Below are 16648 nucleotides of genomic sequence, written 5' to 3'. Positions count from 1 at the left end.
AAACACAACCGCACCACCCATCAGGGCGGGGTTGTTCGTGGTTTCAGAACCAACACAGTGGACGCGAGCAACTGAGGACAAGCCCTCGGCCTATTAGTACCGGTCAACTCCACACGTTACCGTGCTTCCATATCCGGCCTATCAACCCAGTCGTCTACTGGGAGCCTTACCCCATCAAGTGGGTGGGAGTCCTCATCTCGAAGCAGGCTTCCCGCTTAGATGCTTTCAGCGGTTATCCCTCCCGAACGTAGCCAACCAGCCATGCCCTTGGCAGAACAACTGGCACACCAGAGGTTCGTCCGTCCCGGTCCTCTCGTACTAGGGACAGCCCTTCTCAAGACTCCTACGCGCACAGCGGATAGGGACCGAACTGTCTCACGACGTTCTAAACCCAGCTCGCGTACCGCTTTAATGGGCGAACAGCCCAACCCTTGGGACCGACTCCAGCCCCAGGATGCGACGAGCCGACATCGAGGTGCCAAACCATCCCGTCGATATGGACTCTTGGGGAAGATCAGCCTGTTATCCCCGGGGTACCTTTTATCCGTTGAGCGACGGCGCTTCCACAAGCCACCGCCGGATCACTAGTCCCGACTTTCGTCCCTGCTCGACCCGTCGGTCTCACAGTCAAGCTCCTTGTGCACTTACACTCAACACCTGATTGCCAACCAGGCTGAGGGAACCTTTGGGCGCCTCCGTTACCCTTTAGGAGGCAACCGCCCCAGTTAAACTACCCATCAGACACTGTCCCTGATCCGGATCACGGACCCAGGTTAGACATCCAGCACGACCAGACTGGTATTTCAACGACGACTCCACAACCACTGGCGTGGCCGCTTCAAAGTCTCCCAGCTATCCTACACAAGCCGAACCGAACACCAATATCAAACTGTAGTAAAGGTCCCGGGGTCTTTCCGTCCTGCTGCGCGAAACGAGCATCTTTACTCGTAGTGCAATTTCACCGGGCCTATGGTTGAGACAGTCGAGAAGTCGTTACGCCATTCGTGCAGGTCGGAACTTACCCGACAAGGAATTTCGCTACCTTAGGATGGTTATAGTTACCACCGCCGTTTACTGGCGCTTAAGTTCTCAGCTTCGCCCCACCAAAATGGAGCTAACCGGTCCCCTTAACGTTCCAGCACCGGGCAGGCGTCAGTCCGTATACATCGCCTTACGGCTTCGCACGGACCTGTGTTTTTAGTAAACAGTCGCTTCTCGCTGGTCTCTGCGGCCACCCCCAGCTCGAGCAGCAAGTACTCTCACCAGGCGTGGCCCCCCTTCTCCCGAAGTTACGGGGGCATTTTGCCGAGTTCCTTAACCATAGTTCACCCGAACGCCTCGGTATTCTCTACCTGACCACCTGAGTCGGTTTAGGGTACGGGCCGCCATGAAACTCGCTAGAGGCTTTTCTCGACAGCATAGGATCATCCACTTCACCACAATCGGCTCGGCATCAGGTCTCAGCCACAAGTACGACGGATTTACCTGTCGCACGGCCTACACCCTTACCCCGGGACAACCACCGCCCGGGATGGACTACCTTCCTGCGTCACCCCATCACTCACCTACTAACCGCTTGGGCGGCGGCTCCACCACTTTCCTTTCCCCGAAGGGTCCGGAACGGCTTCACGGCCTTAGCATCACGATGCTCGATGTTTGACGCTTCACAGCGGGTACCGGAATATCAACCGGTTATCCATCGACTACGCCTGTCGGCCTCGCCTTAGGTCCCGACTTACCCTGGGCAGATCAGCTTGACCCAGGAACCCTTAGTCAATCGGCGCAAACGTTTCTCACGTTTGTATCGCTACTCATGCCTGCATTCTCACTCGTCAACCGTCCACAACTCGCTTACACGGCTGCTTCACCCGGCAGACGACGCTCCCCTACCCATCACAGCAGGCGTTGGCCCTCATGCTGCAATGACACGACTTCGGCGGTACGCTTGAGCCCCGCTACATTGTCGGCGCGGAATCACTAGACCAGTGAGCTATTACGCACTCTTTCAAGGGTGGCTGCTTCTAAGCCAACCTCCTGGTTGTCTGTGCGACTCCACATCCTTTCCCACTTAGCGTACGCTTAGGGGCCTTAGTCGATGCTCTGGGCTGTTTCCCTCTCGACCATGGAGCTTATCCCCCACAGTCTCACTGCCGCGCTCTCACTTACCGGCATTCGGAGTTTGGCTAAGGTCAGTAACCCGGTAGGGCCCATCGCCTATCCAGTGCTCTACCTCCGGCAAGAAACACACGACGCTGCACCTAAATGCATTTCGGGGAGAACCAGCTATCACGGAGTTTGATTGGCCTTTCACCCCTAACCACAGGTCATCCCCCAGGTTTTCAACCCTGGTGGGTTCGGTCCTCCACGAAGTCTTACCTCCGCTTCAACCTGCCCATGGCTAGATCACTCCGCTTCGGGTCTTGAGCATGCTACTGAAACGCCCTATTCGGACTCGCTTTCGCTACGGCTACCCCACCCGGGTTAACCTCGCAACACACCGCAAACTCGCAGGCTCATTCTTCAAAAGGCACGCAGTCACGACGCAAGGACAAATCCCTGCGCGACGCTCCCACGGCTTGTAGGCACACGGTTTCAGGTACTATTTCACTCCTCCCGGGTACTTTTCACCATTCCCTCACGGTACTATCCGCTATCGGTCACCAGGGAATATTTAGGCTTAGCGGGTGGTCCCGCCAGATTCACACGGGATTTCTCGGGCCCCGTGCTACTTGGGTGTCTCTCAAACGAGCCGCTGACGTTTCGACTACGGGGGTCTTACCCTCTACGCCGGACCTTTCGCATGTCCTTCGCCTACATCAACGGTTTCTGACTCGTCCCACGGCCGGCAGACCGTGAAAGAGAGATCCCACAACCCCGCATGCGCAACCCCTGCCGGGTCTCACACACATACGGTTTGGCCTCATCCAGTTTCGCTCGCCACTACTCCCGGAATCACGGTTGTTTTCTCTTCCTGCGGGTACTGAGATGTTTCACTTCCCCGCGTTCCCTCCACACTGCCTATGTGTTCAGCAGTAGGTGACAGCCCATGACGACTGCCGGGTTTCCCCATTCGGAAACCCCCGGATCAAAGCCTGGTTGACGACTCCCCGGGGACTATCGCGGCCTCCCACGTCCTTCATCGGTTCCTGGTGCCAAGGCATCCACCGTGCGCCCTTAAAAACTTGGCCACAGATGCTCGCGTCCACTGTGCAGTTCTCAAACAACGACCAACCACCCATCACCCCGAACCATCGGCTCGAGTGCACTGGGGCCGGCACTGAAGGCGACCATGCGGCCGTACCTTCAGACACCCAACAGCGTGCCCGACCAGCTCCCACCCGAAGATCATGCGTTCCACGCTCTGACGAGCAGTACTAGCAGCCTCCGGCCCAGAACCTGGCCGAGTAGTCAACGTTCCACCCATGAGCAACCAGCATCGGACACTCGCCGATGTACTGGCCTCTGACCTCACCCCCGGAGGGGATCGGTAAGAAGTGCTCCTTAGAAAGGAGGTGATCCAGCCGCACCTTCCGGTACGGCTACCTTGTTACGACTTCGTCCCAATCGCCAGTCCCACCTTCGACAGCTCCCTCCCACAAGGGGTTGGGCCACCGGCTTCGGGTGTTACCGACTTTCGTGACGTGACGGGCGGTGTGTACAAGGCCCGGGAACGTATTCACCGCAGCAATGCTGATCTGCGATTACTAGCGACTCCGACTTCATGGGGTCGAGTTGCAGACCCCAATCCGAACTGAGACCGGCTTTTTGAGATTCGCTCCACCTCGCGGTATCGCAGCTCATTGTACCGGCCATTGTAGCACGTGTGCAGCCCAAGACATAAGGGGCATGATGACTTGACGTCGTCCCCACCTTCCTCCGAGTTGACCCCGGCGGTCTCCCGTGAGTCCCCAGCACCACAAGGGCCTGCTGGCAACACGGGACAAGGGTTGCGCTCGTTGCGGGACTTAACCCAACATCTCACGACACGAGCTGACGACAGCCATGCACCACCTGTACACCGACCACAAGGGGGCACCCATCTCTGGATGTTTCCGGTGTATGTCAAGCCTTGGTAAGGTTCTTCGCGTTGCGTCGAATTAAGCCACATGCTCCGCCGCTTGTGCGGGCCCCCGTCAATTCCTTTGAGTTTTAGCCTTGCGGCCGTACTCCCCAGGCGGGGCACTTAATGCGTTAGCTGCGGCACGGACAACGTGGAATGTTGCCCACACCTAGTGCCCACCGTTTACGGCGTGGACTACCAGGGTATCTAATCCTGTTCGCTCCCCACGCTTTCGCTCCTCAGCGTCAGTATCGGCCCAGAGATCCGCCTTCGCCACCGGTGTTCCTCCTGATATCTGCGCATTTCACCGCTACACCAGGAATTCCGATCTCCCCTACCGAACTCTAGCCTGCCCGTATCGACTGCAGACCCGGGGTTAAGCCCCGGGCTTTCACAACCGACGCGACAAGCCGCCTACGAGCTCTTTACGCCCAATAATTCCGGACAACGCTTGCGCCCTACGTATTACCGCGGCTGCTGGCACGTAGTTAGCCGGCGCTTCTTCTGCAGGTACCGTCACTTGCGCTTCTTCCCTGCTGAAAGAGGTTTACAACCCGAAGGCCGTCATCCCTCACGCGGCGTCGCTGCATCAGGCTTGCGCCCATTGTGCAATATTCCCCACTGCTGCCTCCCGTAGGAGTCTGGGCCGTGTCTCAGTCCCAGTGTGGCCGGTCGCCCTCTCAGGCCGGCTACCCGTCGTCGCCTTGGTGAGCCGTTACCTCACCAACAAGCTGATAGGCCGCGGGCTCATCCTGCACCGCCGGAGCTTTCCAACCCCCACCATGCGGAGGAGGCTCGTATCCGGTATTAGACCCCGTTTCCAGGGCTTGTCCCAGAGTGCAGGGCAGATTGCCCACGTGTTACTCACCCGTTCGCCACTAATCCCCACCGAAGTGGTTCATCGTTCGACTTGCATGTGTTAAGCACGCCGCCAGCGTTCGTCCTGAGCCAGGATCAAACTCTCCGTGAATGTTTACCGGTGATCCGGTGACACACACGGGAGCGGAACCGTCGAGCGGAATAAGCCCGACCGTTCACAGCGTCCTCGCTGTGTTTTCTTCAAAGGAACCACGTCCCGGTCTGATGACCGGAGACGGGGTATCAACATATCTGGCGTTGACTTTTGGCACGCTGTTGAGTTCTCAAGGAACGGACGCTTCCTTCGTACTCACCCGAGATACTCTCTCGGGCTTTCCTCCGGGCGCTTCCCTTCGGTGTTTCCGACTCTATCAGATCTTTTCTCGACCTGATCCCCAGTCAGCGGGGTTTGTTTTCCCGGCCGTTGGGCCGTTCCGACGAGTGAGACTTTAGCGGATTCCTCGCTCCCGACCTAATCGGGGGCTGCGTCCTTTCGAACGCGGATTCCTCATTCCATAAATACGCATACCAATGACACGACAGCAGAGCGACGGGTCGACTGCTCGTCGGGAGTGGTTGGTACTTACGGAATGGCTGTCCGGGGACCGACCGGAGTCGGCGCTCACGTCGGACAACTCGGAGAACACTACGTACCGGCCCGAGGCGTGTCAACTCGAGTTCCCGGGCGCACACCGGAGGCGTACTCTGGGGACGTGACCACGCGTACGTGCACCCAGCTCTGGTGGGCCGCCTGACGGCGGCCGTACGCGCGTATGCACTCAACGGCCGCCGCCTCGGCGGCCGTTCTCGTATCTCCCTCCAGGAGGGTCGGCCGGCCGGGTGCGGTGGCCTTGACCAGGAGGAGAAGAGATGACGCGGGTCTTCAGCGGGGTCAAGCCGACCGGGCACCTGACACTCGGCAACTACCTCGGGGCCATGCGGCGGTGGGTCGAGGTGGACCAGCACCAGGCGGACGCGCTGTTCTGCATCGTCGATCTGCATGCCCTGACGGTGGAGCACGATCCGGCGCGGGTGCGCAGGCTGAGCCGGCAGGCGGCGACGCTGTTGCTCGCGGCGGGGCTGGATCCGCGGCTGTGCACCGTCTTCGTGCAGAGCCACGTCGACGAGCACGCGCGGCTGTCGTACCTGCTGGAGTGCGTGGCGACCGACGGGGAGATGCGCCGGATGATCCAGTACAAGGAGAAGGCGGCGCGGGAGCAGGCGCGGGGTGGGAGTGTGCGGCTGTCGCTGCTGACGTATCCCGTGCTGATGGCGGCGGACATCCTGGCGTACGGGACCGACGAGGTGCCTGTGGGAGACGACCAGACGCAGCACGTGGAGCTGACGCGGGATCTGGCGGTGCGGTTCAACCAGCGGTACGGGCACACGTTCGTGGTGCCTCGGGCGACGCATCCGGGGGTGGCGGCGCGGGTGATGAACCTGCAGGAGCCGACGTCGAAGATGGGGAAGAGCGACGACACCGGGCCGGGGATCGTCTATCTGCTCGACGAGCCTGATGCCGTGCGCCGGAAGGTCATGCGGGCGGTGACCGACAGCGGGCGGGACGTCGTGTACGACCGGCAGGGGCGGCCCGGGCTCGCGAATCTGCTGGAGATCCTGGCCGCGTGCACGGGTGGGAACCCATCGGACCTGAGCGGTGTATACGAGTCGTACGGCGCCTTGAAGAAGGACACCGCAGAGGCCGTGGTCGAACTCCTCAGGCCCGTACAGCAGAGGCACAAGGAGCTGTGTGCGGATCCCGGCTATGTGGAGGGGGTGCTGCGGGATGGTGCGGAGAGGGCGCGGGCGATGGCCCGGCCGACCGTGGATGCGGCTTATCGCGCGATCGGGTTGCTGCCGGCTTCTCCCGATACGGGGGATGCGAGTGCGTCCGGAGATACGGGTGACGTCGGTGCCGGGGTGGCGGCTGCGCTGAACGCGGCTCGGTAGACGCGTGGGTCGGCGGCGAGGCGCGATGCGGAGTGCCGAGGCATCGTGACCTCGCTGCCGAGGCCGGCGCGGCGGACGGTCCCGGGCATGGGGTCCTTCGGCCGGCGGCGGAGTTGCGGTCGCGAGGGCGCGGGGCGTCGGCACTGATGCTGCGGGCGGGGTCGCGCGGGTGGTGTTCACGCGAAAGGTGGCGGCCGTGGCGGAGTGACCGCCCCCGGGCGGGCAGGTCAGTCGTTGTTGCCGGCGGCGAGTTCGCGGCTGCGGTCGCGGGCGGCTTCGAGGGCGGCGATGAGCGCGGCCCGTACGCCGTGGTTCTCGAGTTCACGGATGGCGTTGATGGTGGTGCCGGCGGGGGACGTGACGTTCTCGCGGAGCTTGACCGGGTGTTCGCCGCTGTCGCGGAGCATGGTGGCCGCGCCGATCGCGGACTGCACGATGAGGTCGTGGGCCTTGTCGCGGGGCAGGCCGAGCAGGATGCCCGCGTCGGTCATGGCTTCGACCAGGTAGAAGAAGTACGCCGGGCCGGAGCCGGAGAGGGCGGTGCAGGCGTCCTGCTGGGACTCGGGGACGCGGAGTGTCTTGCCGACGGCGCCGAAGATCTCTTCGGCGTGGGCGAGGTGGGCTTCGCCGGCGTGGCTGCCGGCGGAGATGACGGACATGGCCTCGTCGACGAGGGCCGGGGTGTTCGTCATGACGCGGACGACCGGAGTCCCGGCGGCCAGGCGCGTTTCGAGGGAGGAGGTGGTGATACCGGCCATGCCGCTGATGACCAGGCGGTCGGCCGGGACGTGGGGGGCGAGTTCGTCGAGGAGGGTACCCATGTCCTGGGGCTTGACCGTGAGGATCAGGGTGTCGGCCGTCTTCGCGGCTTCCGCGTTGGTGACCGGGGTGACTCCGTAGCGGGCGCGGAGTTCTTCGGCTCGTTCCGGGCGGCGGGCGGTGACCAGGAGATCGGCGGGGGTCCAGCCGCCGCGGATCATTCCGCTGAGCAGGGCTTCGCCGATCTTGCCGGTGCCGAGGACTGCGACTTTCTGGGTCATGGTGCGGGGACCTCCGGAGGTTGCGTCGTCCGGGTTCATCCTCGCACCGCGTGCAGGTGACAGGCTTGCTTGTCCGGTGGGCGGGATGTGGCCCGCCCAGTGGGTCAGGCGGTCCGGCGCCGGAGCGTCGCCGCGCCGAGGGTGAGGACCAGGAGGGCGCAGCCCGCGACGATCAGGGCGTCGCGGACGAAGTCGGCCGTCATGTCGGTGTGCTTGAGCACTTCGTTCATGCCGTCGACGGCGTAGGACATGGGGAGGACGTTGGAGATGGCCTCGAGGACGGGGTGCATGTTGTCGCGTGGAGTGAAGAGTCCGCAGAGGAGGAGCTGGGGGAAGATCACTGCCGGCATGAACTGCACCGCCTGGAATTCGGAGGCCGCGAAGGCGGAGACGAAGAGACCGAGGGCTGTGCCGAGGAGCGCGTCGAGCAGGGCCACCAGCAGGAGCAGCCAGGGTGAGCCGGTGACGTCGAGGCCGAGGAACCACAGGGCGAGGCCCGTGGCGAGGGCGGACTGGAGAACCGCGAGCGTGCCGAAGGCGAGGGCGTAGCCGGCGATCACGTCGCCCTTGCCCAGGGGCATGGCGAGGAGGCGTTCGAGGGTGCCCGACGTGCGTTCGCGCAGGGTGGCGATGGACGTCACCAGGAACATCGTGATCAGCGGGAAGATGCCCAGCAAGGAGGCGCCGATGTTGTCGAAGGTGCGCGGGCTGCCGTCGAAGACGTAGCGCAGCAGGATCAGCATCAGGCACGGGATGAGGATCATCAGCGCGATGGTGCGCGGGTCGTGGCGGAGCTGGCGCAGGACCCGGGCGGCGGTCGCGGCGGTGCGGGCGGCGTTCAGGGCGCTGCTGCGGGCGGGGGCGGACGCCGTCGTCGTGGTCATCGGGTCGTCTCCTTGTTGCGGGCCGCGGCGCTCGCCTCGTCCACGAGGTGCAGGAACGCGGCTTCGACCGTCTCGGCGCCGGTACGGGTGCGCAGGGCGTCCGGGGTGTCGTCGGCGAGGATCTGGCCCTCGCGCATCAGGAGCAGGCGGTGGCAGCGCTCGGCCTCGTCCATGACGTGGGACGAGATGAGGAGGGTGGCGCCGCGGTCGGCGGCGATGGCGTGGAAGAGGTTCCACAGGTCGCGGCGCAGGACGGGGTCGAGGCCGACGGTGGGTTCGTCGAGGACCAGGAGCTCGGGGGTGCCGAGGAGGGCGACGGCGAGGGAGACGCGGCTGCGCTGGCCGCCGGAGAGGTTGCCGGCGAGGGCGTCGGCGTGGCTGGTGAGGTCGACGTCGGTGAGGACGCGGTCGACGTCGTGGTGGCGGTCGGCGGTGGTGTGGCGCGGGTCGAGTATCGCGGCGAAGTAGTCGAGGTTCTGACGGACAGTCAGGTCGTCGTAGACGGAGGGGGCCTGGGTGACGTAGCCGATGCGGGTGCGCAGGGAGCGGTGGCCGGCGGGGCGGCCGAGGACGTCGAGGGTGCCGGTGACCTTGGCCTGGGTGCCGACGATGGCGCGCATCAGCGTCGACTTGCCGCAGCCCGAAGGGCCGAGGAGGCCGGTGATCTGGCCGCGCGGGACGGTGAAGTCCAGGGCGCGCAGGACCTTGCGGGGGCCGCGGACCACGGTCAGGCCCTCGGCGCGGATGGCGGGGGTTCGGAGGGTTCCGGGTGCGGGTTGCCCGCCGGCGCCGGGTGGGTCGGCGGCATAATTCATCATGCGATGAATATTGCTCCTGGGGGTGAGGTGGCGTCAAGTGGGTGCTCGGCTGCGGAGGGAGGGTGCGTGGAGCGGGGTCCGGGCGTGGGTCCCGGTTGGGTGGGCTTGGGCTGCTTGGGGTTCCTTGGGGGACGACCCGGCCGTGGCTGGCGCTTCGGTCGGTGGCTCCGGTGCGCGGTCATGTGCCGGGGTGCCGGGTGCCGAGGCCGGGTGCCGAGGCCGGGTGCCGAGGCCGGGTGCCGAGGCCGGGTGCCGAGGCCGGGTGCCGAGGCGAGCTGGGGCCGGCCAGTGGGATCGGCGGTGGGTCGGCGGGTGGGACTGGGCGGAGGGGAGGTGCCGGTGCGAGGTAAGGGGGGCGAGGGTTGGGGTCAGGGGGTGGTGGTGAGGAGGAGTTCTACGTCGTAGGTCTCTTCGACGTGTCCGTCCGGGAAGACCTGGAGGAGGTGGCGGCGCTCCTCGGAGAGGAAGGCCTCGCTGCGTTCGGTGCCGTTGACCAGGAGGATCGAGTGGCTGCCGAGGTTGGCGAGGTGGGTGTCGATCGGGACGCGGCGGCTCCAGCGGACGACCCGGCGGGCGTAGTCGGGGGTGGGGACGGCGTACGCGGAGGCGTTCTCGCCGGTGTCCGGTGTGCCCGGTTGGACGGCCAGGGGGTCGCCGTAGTGCTGGTTGATCCGTTCCGCCTGGTCGGCGAGCCAGGGGACGCCCTCGGCGTCACGGTTCCACCACAGCGCCAGTGCGCCGCCCGGCCGTAGGACGCGGAAGGCCTCCGGGAGCGCGCGGGAGGGGTCGGTCCAGTGCCAGGCCTGCGCGTAGGTGATGAAGTCCGCGCAGGCGTCGGCGAGGGGGAGGGCGTTGCCGTCGCCGCGGACGATCGGGATGTCGGGGCGGGTGCGGCGGAAGTGGGCGGACATGCCGTCCCCCGGCTCGACGGCCACCACGTCGGCGCCCCGGTCGTGCAGCAGGGCGGTGGCTATTCCGGTTCCGGCGCCCACGTCGACCACCCGCGCGCCGGCGAGTCGACACCCGGCCAGTTCCTCGATGGCGTCGAAGAGGGCGGGTGGATAGGAAGGCCGGTTCGCGGCGTACTGGGCGGCGACGGAGTTGAAGGAGTGGGCGCGCGAGGCGTGGGAGGGCGGAACGGGCGGGGGCGGGGGCGTCATGGAGGTGGCCATGGCGACATGCTGGCGGGGTTGGGGGAAGGGTGACAGAGGGCGGGCGCGAGCCTTCATGGCCCTGGGCCGTCCAGTGAGCTCCCCCGGCCGATGCGGTGGGCACACCGGATGACTCCGATGGCTCCGGCCGACGCCGTGAGCATCTCGAATGACTCCGGCCCACCCGGCCGACCCGGTGCGCATTGCCGCTGCCCCAGCCGACGGGGCCGAGACAGCTCCGCGCCGACCCGGGTGAGCACGACGGCCTGCACAGGCCAAGCCCCACGGCCGGCACCTCGGCCAATCCTGGCCGACGCCGCTGAGCACCCCGGGTCATCCGGCTGCGCCCGGCCCACACCACTGTCCATCTGGCCGACCCTGCGGAGCATCCCGGACGACCCCGGACCCCGGACCCGGGTGAGCACCCCGCACCTCCACGGGCACCTCGCCTCCGTGAGGACCTGGCCCCGTGAACCCGCGTCAAGCGCGGCGGCGTCTCTTCGCTGGGTTGCCGGTGCGGCGGGTGGTGCGGTTCTCGTGGGCCTGGAGGGCCGTTTCGTACTCCTCGCGGTGCAGTTTCTCGCCGGGAGCCTCGGTGAGGGAGCGGAAGAAGTAGGCGAGGAGGGAGCCGACAAAGCCGATGGTGAGGAGGCCTCGGAGGGCGGACTGGCGTTCGGGGTCGTGGCGCTTGGTGAAGCCCTCCCAGGTGTGCCGGAAGGCGAGGGAGCTGCAGACCGCGAACATGACGACGACCAGGAGCGGTACGAAGCCGCCCGTCTCGGCGAGCCGGATGCCTTCGTAGGCGAGACGGAGCAGCAGGCAGGCGGCGACGGCCGCGGCGAGCGAACCGAGGGACACGGCGATGCGGCGGGCGGTGTAGCCGGAGTCGTGGTCGACCCAGGCCGTGCCGAAGAAGCGCAGGGGTTCGGGGCGGGGCCCGCCGCCCATGGGCCGGTCCGTGCTGCCGTTCTCGTTGTCGCTCACGGGTCGATTATGGGTCGGTCACGGCTCGCGGTGAGCGACGGGCCCCGGTCGTCGTCAGGCGCAGCGCGGTGCGACGTAGCCGTCGCTGCCGGTCTTGACGTAGGCGTCCGAAACGTACTGGGAGTTGGCGATGCAGTCCCAGAGGTTGGACGTGCCGTACGGGCCGGTGATCGTCTCGCCGGGGCGCTGGCAGTAGATCGGGACGGTGGTGCCCTCGGGCAGGACGCGGACGATGCGGTAGTCGGTGCCGGGACCGCTGCGGACGTTGAGCCGGACACCCGGGGCGACCGGGTAGTAGCGGACCAGCGTCGTGGCCGCGCTCAGCGCCTCCGCCCCGGCCTCCGTCTCTGTCTCCGAGGTCTCAGTCGGCGTCTCAGACGCCGTCGCCGTCGCCGTCGCGCTCAGCGTCTCCAGTTCCGAGTCCGGCTCCGCGAGCGCCGTAGGTGCCGTGTCCTGCTCGCCCGTGCCCGGGATCTCGATGTTTTCCGTGGCCATGTCGGCCTCCCCCCGTTTGGATGCCTGTGAACGGTTCACGCCACATTCGCGTGGCGCACCGAGGCTAACAAGCCCCAGGGGTTTCGCACGCACCATCGACTAGGCTCAGCGCGTCGCGCGTGCGGACGGACATCCGGGGGTGAGAGATGCCGCCATGGCGCAACACCGGCACGGATGCGGAAGCGGAATCGCAGCGGTACGCCGGTCACTATCTGCTGGAGGCGCTGCTCGGCTCCGGCGGCATGGGCGTGGTCCATCTGGCACGGTCGGCCTCGGGGCTGCGGCTGGCCGTGAAGGTCGTGCACGCGGAGTTCGCGCAGGACCCCGAGTTCAGGGGCCGGTTCCGGCAGGAGGTCGGGGCGGCCCGGCGGGTCAGCGGTGCGTTCACCGCGCCCGTCGTCGACGCCGATCCGGATGCCGAGCGGCCGTGGATGGCGACGCTGTACATCCCCGGGCCGACCCTTTCCGAGTACGTGAAGCGGAACGGCGCGCTGCCCCTCCCCCGGCTGCGGCAGTTGATGGCGGGACTCGCGGAGGCGCTGCGGGACATCCATCGGGTCGGCGTCGTGCATCGCGACCTCAAGCCCAGCAATGTGCTGCTCGCCGAGGACGGGCCGAAAGTCATCGACTTCGGCATCTCCCGGCCCTCGGACAGCGAGCTGCGCACCGAGACCGGCAAGCTGATCGGAACGCCGCCGTTCATGGCGCCGGAGCAGTTCCGCAGGCCGCGGGACGTCGGGCCGGCCGCCGACGTGTTCGCGCTCGGGTCGGTCATCGTGCACGCGGCGACGGGCAGCGGGCCGTTCGACTCCGACAGCCCGTACCTGGTGGCGTATCAGGTCGTCCACGAAGAGGCGGACTTGACAGGGGTGCCGCAGGAACTCGTGCCGCTCGTGGCCCGTTGTCTGGCCAAGGAGCCGGAGGACCGGCCCACCCCGGACGAGCTGATGGCGGAGCTGCGGTCGCTGTCGGCGTCGTACGACACCCAGGCGTTCATACCCGAACAGCGCACGGCCGACCGGTCGTTCGAGCCTCACCGCGAGCCCCCTGGTGACGCCCAGGTGGACGCCCACCGCCGGCCACCCGCCGACCCCCACCGCAGGCGTCCCGGCGCGCCCTCCGGTGACGACCTGCCCACCCACCGGCGCACGGCGCCCGCCGTCCCGGACTCCGCCACCACCGACACGGCGCCCAGGAGCAGGGCCGGGCGGCGGCGATGGTGGACGGCGGTCGCCGCGACGGCCGCCGTGCTGGCACTCGGCGCCGGGGCCGTCGTCCTGGCCGGGACCGGGGGAAGCGAGGCGGCCGGCGGGCAGGGCCCGGCCCCGCGGTTCCGGGCCTGGGACGTCGACCTGGGCGCCCGGGGCGCCGAGGCGAGCGGGATGCCGCAGTGCGCGTACGGCGGCGGCACGCTGTACTGCACGCGCCCCGGGGTCCTGGCCGCCGCCGTCGATTCCCTCGACGGGACGGTGGAGTGGGCGCGGGCGGACTCGGGGCAGCGCGCCGACGGCAACGTCCAGCCGCCCGTGCTCGCGGGCGGCCTGCTGCACGTCGTCTCCGAGGGCGGCCGGCGTCTCGCCGCGCTCGACCCGGCGACCGGCGACACCGTCTGGAGCCAGGACATCGCCCGCTACGACGGCCGGATCGCGCACGTCGGCGGGGCCGTCCTGCTCACCGGCCCCGACTCGACGGTCACCGCGCTGGACGCGGCCACGGGCGAGCGGATGTGGCGGCAGGAGGTCGCCGGGCTGACCCAGCCGGTGTTCCAGTCGTACGGCGGGCGGGTCGCGTACGCGGTGGACGCGGACGGGGCCGGGACCCGGGTGACCGCCGTGGACCCGCAGACCGGCGCCGTGCGGTGGCAGCGGCGGCTGGAGGGCGCGCTCGGCCTGGTGGGCGCGCGGGATGGCGTGCTGTGGTTCACGTCTACGTCGGCGACGTACGCGGACACGGACGCCGTCGTGCGGTACGACGCCGCGCAGGGCACACAGCGCCGGGTCGCCCTGCGCTTTCCGGTGGCGGGGGCGCAGGCGGTCGTGGCGCAGGACACCGTGTATCTGCTGGGCGCCGACGGCGCGCTGACCGCGGTGGACACGGCCGCGTCGGAGCAGCGGTGGCGGCTGGAGACGTCCGTCAGCTTCCCGTCGGCGCCGGTCGTGGCCGGGAAGCGGCTGTACTTCAGCGCCGGGGACGGGCGGCTCGTCGCCGTCGACGCAGCGCGGGGGGCGCTGCTGGGGCAGACGGACGCGCGGCCGGGGGCGGCTCGCGGGGCGGTGGTGTCCGGGTTGCCGTTGCCGGTGGCGGCGGACGGGAAGGTGTTCGCGGGGGCGCCGGACGGGGTGCTGTTCGGGGTGGACGGGAGCCGCGCGGCGGGGTGGTGAGGACATGCGAAAGGGGGCCGCCCCGTCACAGGCGGCCCCCTCGCTCACATGTCTCAGCCCAGCTTGCTGACGTCCCGCACCGCGCCCTTGTCCGCGCTGGTCGCCATCGCGGCGTACGCGCGCAGGGCGGCGGACACCTTGCGGTCGCGCTTCTTGGGGGCGTACGCCCCGTTCAGCGCCTTCGTCCGGCGCGCCAGTTCCGCGTCGTCGACGAGCAACTCGATCGAGCGGTTCGGGATGTCGATGCGGATGCGGTCGCCGTCCTCGACCAGGGCGATGGTGCCGCCGGAGGCCGCCTCGGGGGACGCGTGGCCGATCGACAGGCCCGACGTGCCGCCGGAGAAGCGGCCGTCGGTGATCAGCGCGCAGGTCTTGCCGAGGCCGCGGCCCTTGAGGAACGACGTCGGGTAGAGCATCTCCTGCATGCCGGGGCCGCCCTTGGGGCCCTCGTAGCGGATGACGACGACGTCACCGTCCGTCACCTGCTTGTTGAGGATCTTCTCGACGGCCTCCTCCTGCGACTCGCAGACGACCGCCGGACCCTCGAAGGTCCAGATCGACTCGTCGACACCGGCCGTCTTCACGACGCAGCCGTCGACGGCGAGGTTGCCCCTGAGGACCGCGAGGCCGCCGTCCTTCGAGTACGCGTGCTCGGCGGAGCGGATGCAGCCGCCCTCCGCGTCCTCGTCCAGCGCCTCCCAGCGCTCGGACTGGGAGAAGGCCTCGGCGGAGCGGACGCAGCCCGGGGCCGCGTGCCACAGCTCGACCGCCTCGGCGGAGGGGGAGCCACCGCGGACGTCCCAGGTCTTGAGCCAGTCGGCCAGCGACGGGCTGTGGACGGCGTGCACGTCCTCGTTGAGCAGGCCCGCGCGGTGCAGCTCGCCGAGCAGGGCCGGGATACCGCCGGCGCGGTGCACGTCCTCCATGTAGTACGTGCGGTCCTTGGCGACGTTGGGCGCGACCTTCGCCAGGCACGGCACACGGCGCGAGACGGCGTCGATCTGCTCCAGGCCGAAGGGCACTCCGGCCTCCTGGGCGGCGGCCAGCAGGTGCAGGATCGTGTTGGTGGAGCCGCCCATCGCGATGTCCAGGGCCATGGCGTTCTCGAAGGCGGCGAAGGTGGCGATGCTGCGCGGCAGGACCGTGTCGTCGTCCTGCTCGTAGTGGCGCCGGGTCAGGTCCATGACCGTGCGGGCGGCGTCGACGTAGAGCTGCTTGCGCGCGGTGTGGGTGGCGAGGACCGAGCCGTTGCCGGGCAGGGAGAGGCCGATGGCCTCGGTCAGGCAGTTCATCGAGTTGGCGGTGAACATGCCGGAGCAGGAGCCGCAGGTCGGACAGGCGTTCTCCTCGATGCGGAGGATGTCCTCGTCCGAGATCTTGTCGTTCACGGCGTCGGAGATCGCGTCGACCAGGTCCAGGGTGCGGACCGTGCCGTCGACCAGCGTCGCGCGGCCCGACTCCATGGGGCCGCCGGAGACGAAGACCGTCGGGATGTTCAGCCGCAGCGCGGCCATGAGCATGCCGGGCGTGATCTTGTCGCAGTTGGAGATGCAGACGAGGGCGTCGGCGCAGTGCGCCTCGACCATGTACTCCACGCTGTCCGCGATCAGGTCGCGGGAGGGCAGGCTGTACAGCATGCCGCCGTGGCCCATCGCGATGCCGTCGTCGACGGCGATCGTGTTGAACTCGCGCGGAATGCCGCCCGCCTCGGTGATCGCCTCGCTGACGATCCGGCCGACCGGCTGCAGGTGGGTGTGGCCCGGCACGAACTCCGTGAAGCTGTTGGCGACCGCGATGATCGGCTTCCGGCCGATGTCCGCACCGGGTACACCGGAGGCGCGCATAAGGGCGCGGGCGCCCGCCATGTTGCGGCCGTGGGTGACTGTGCGGGACCTCAGCTCGGGCATCGTCGCTCGCTCCTTCGGAGAAATCTGACTCCTACGAGCCTACGCCGGTGCTCCAAAGGATGGACGCAGTGTCCGTAATGCGGGATGTATGTCTCAGGGGATGTGTGTCTCGGGGCGGTG

9 protein-coding genes and 2 rRNA genes are annotated in these 16648 nt (G+C 67.5%); 2 read left to right on the top strand and 9 right to left on the bottom strand.

Annotated elements, in window-relative coordinates; translation table 11 throughout:
* Nucleotides 1–73: 73 nt before the first annotated feature.
* Together IPT68_RS20580 and IPT68_RS20575 are read right to left on the bottom strand one after the other, a co-directional pair.
* A 23S ribosomal RNA gene (locus tag IPT68_RS20580) occupies nucleotides 74–3188 on the bottom strand.
* A gap of 317 nt (nucleotides 3189–3505) precedes the next feature.
* Nucleotides 3506–5030 (bottom strand): 16S ribosomal RNA (locus IPT68_RS20575).
* Together the 16S and 23S rRNA genes form the textbook arrangement of a ribosomal RNA operon.
* Nucleotides 5031–5788: 758 nt before the next feature.
* Between IPT68_RS20575 and trpS the strand changes: the two genes are divergently transcribed.
* Complete coding sequence (gene trpS / locus IPT68_RS20570) at nucleotides 5789–6868, top strand: tryptophan--tRNA ligase (RefSeq protein WP_189695632.1); 1080 nt, start codon at nucleotides 5789–5791, stop codon at nucleotides 6866–6868.
* Nucleotides 6869–7095: 227 nt separating this feature from the next.
* On the opposite strand, the gene proC is transcribed toward trpS, so the two are convergent.
* The 6 genes from proC to IPT68_RS34200 form a co-directional block, all read right to left on the bottom strand.
* Complete coding sequence (gene proC / locus IPT68_RS20565; RefSeq protein ID WP_189695633.1) at nucleotides 7096–7908, bottom strand: pyrroline-5-carboxylate reductase; 813 nt, start codon at nucleotides 7906–7908, stop codon at nucleotides 7096–7098.
* Nucleotides 7909–8012: 104 nt separating this feature from the next.
* On the bottom strand, nucleotides 8013–8792 hold the full coding sequence (locus tag IPT68_RS20560) for an ABC transporter permease (RefSeq protein ID WP_189695634.1): 780 nt from the start codon (nucleotides 8790–8792) through the stop codon (nucleotides 8013–8015).
* Entirely contained in the window at nucleotides 8789–9610 is an 822-nt protein-coding gene (locus IPT68_RS20555; protein WP_189695635.1) for an ABC transporter ATP-binding protein, read from the bottom strand. Before IPT68_RS20555 ends, IPT68_RS20560 begins: the two co-directional genes overlap by 4 nt.
* A gap of 368 nt (nucleotides 9611–9978) precedes the next feature.
* The gene (locus IPT68_RS20550; protein WP_189695636.1) at nucleotides 9979–10782 is read right to left on the bottom strand and encodes a class I SAM-dependent methyltransferase; all 804 of its coding nucleotides are present in this window, start codon (nucleotides 10780–10782) and stop codon (nucleotides 9979–9981) included.
* 459 nt (nucleotides 10783–11241) lie between these two features.
* Entirely contained in the window at nucleotides 11242–11709 is a 468-nt protein-coding gene (locus IPT68_RS20545; RefSeq protein ID WP_189696151.1) for an EamA/RhaT family transporter, read from the bottom strand.
* Between the two features lie 90 nt (nucleotides 11710–11799).
* Entirely contained in the window at nucleotides 11800–12150 is a 351-nt protein-coding gene (locus IPT68_RS34200) for an SH3 domain-containing protein (protein ID WP_373300489.1), read from the bottom strand.
* A 236-nt stretch (nucleotides 12151–12386) separates the two neighbouring features.
* Between IPT68_RS34200 and IPT68_RS20535 the strand changes: the two genes are divergently transcribed.
* Nucleotides 12387–14621 (top strand): protein kinase domain-containing protein, encoded by a 2235-nt coding sequence (locus IPT68_RS20535; protein ID WP_189695638.1) that lies wholly within the window; start codon nucleotides 12387–12389, stop codon nucleotides 14619–14621.
* Between the two features lie 53 nt (nucleotides 14622–14674).
* Here IPT68_RS20535 and ilvD read toward each other — a convergent pair whose 3' ends face one another.
* Entirely contained in the window at nucleotides 14675–16528 is a 1854-nt protein-coding gene (gene ilvD / locus IPT68_RS20530) for a dihydroxy-acid dehydratase (RefSeq protein ID WP_189695639.1), read from the bottom strand.
* Between the last annotated feature and the right edge of the window lie 120 nt (nucleotides 16529–16648).

It is taken from the genome of Streptomyces chromofuscus (assembly GCF_015160875.1).
Lineage (GTDB): Bacteria > Actinomycetota > Actinomycetes > Streptomycetales > Streptomycetaceae > Streptomyces > Streptomyces chromofuscus.
This window is presented reverse-complemented; position numbering and strand designations above follow the sequence as displayed.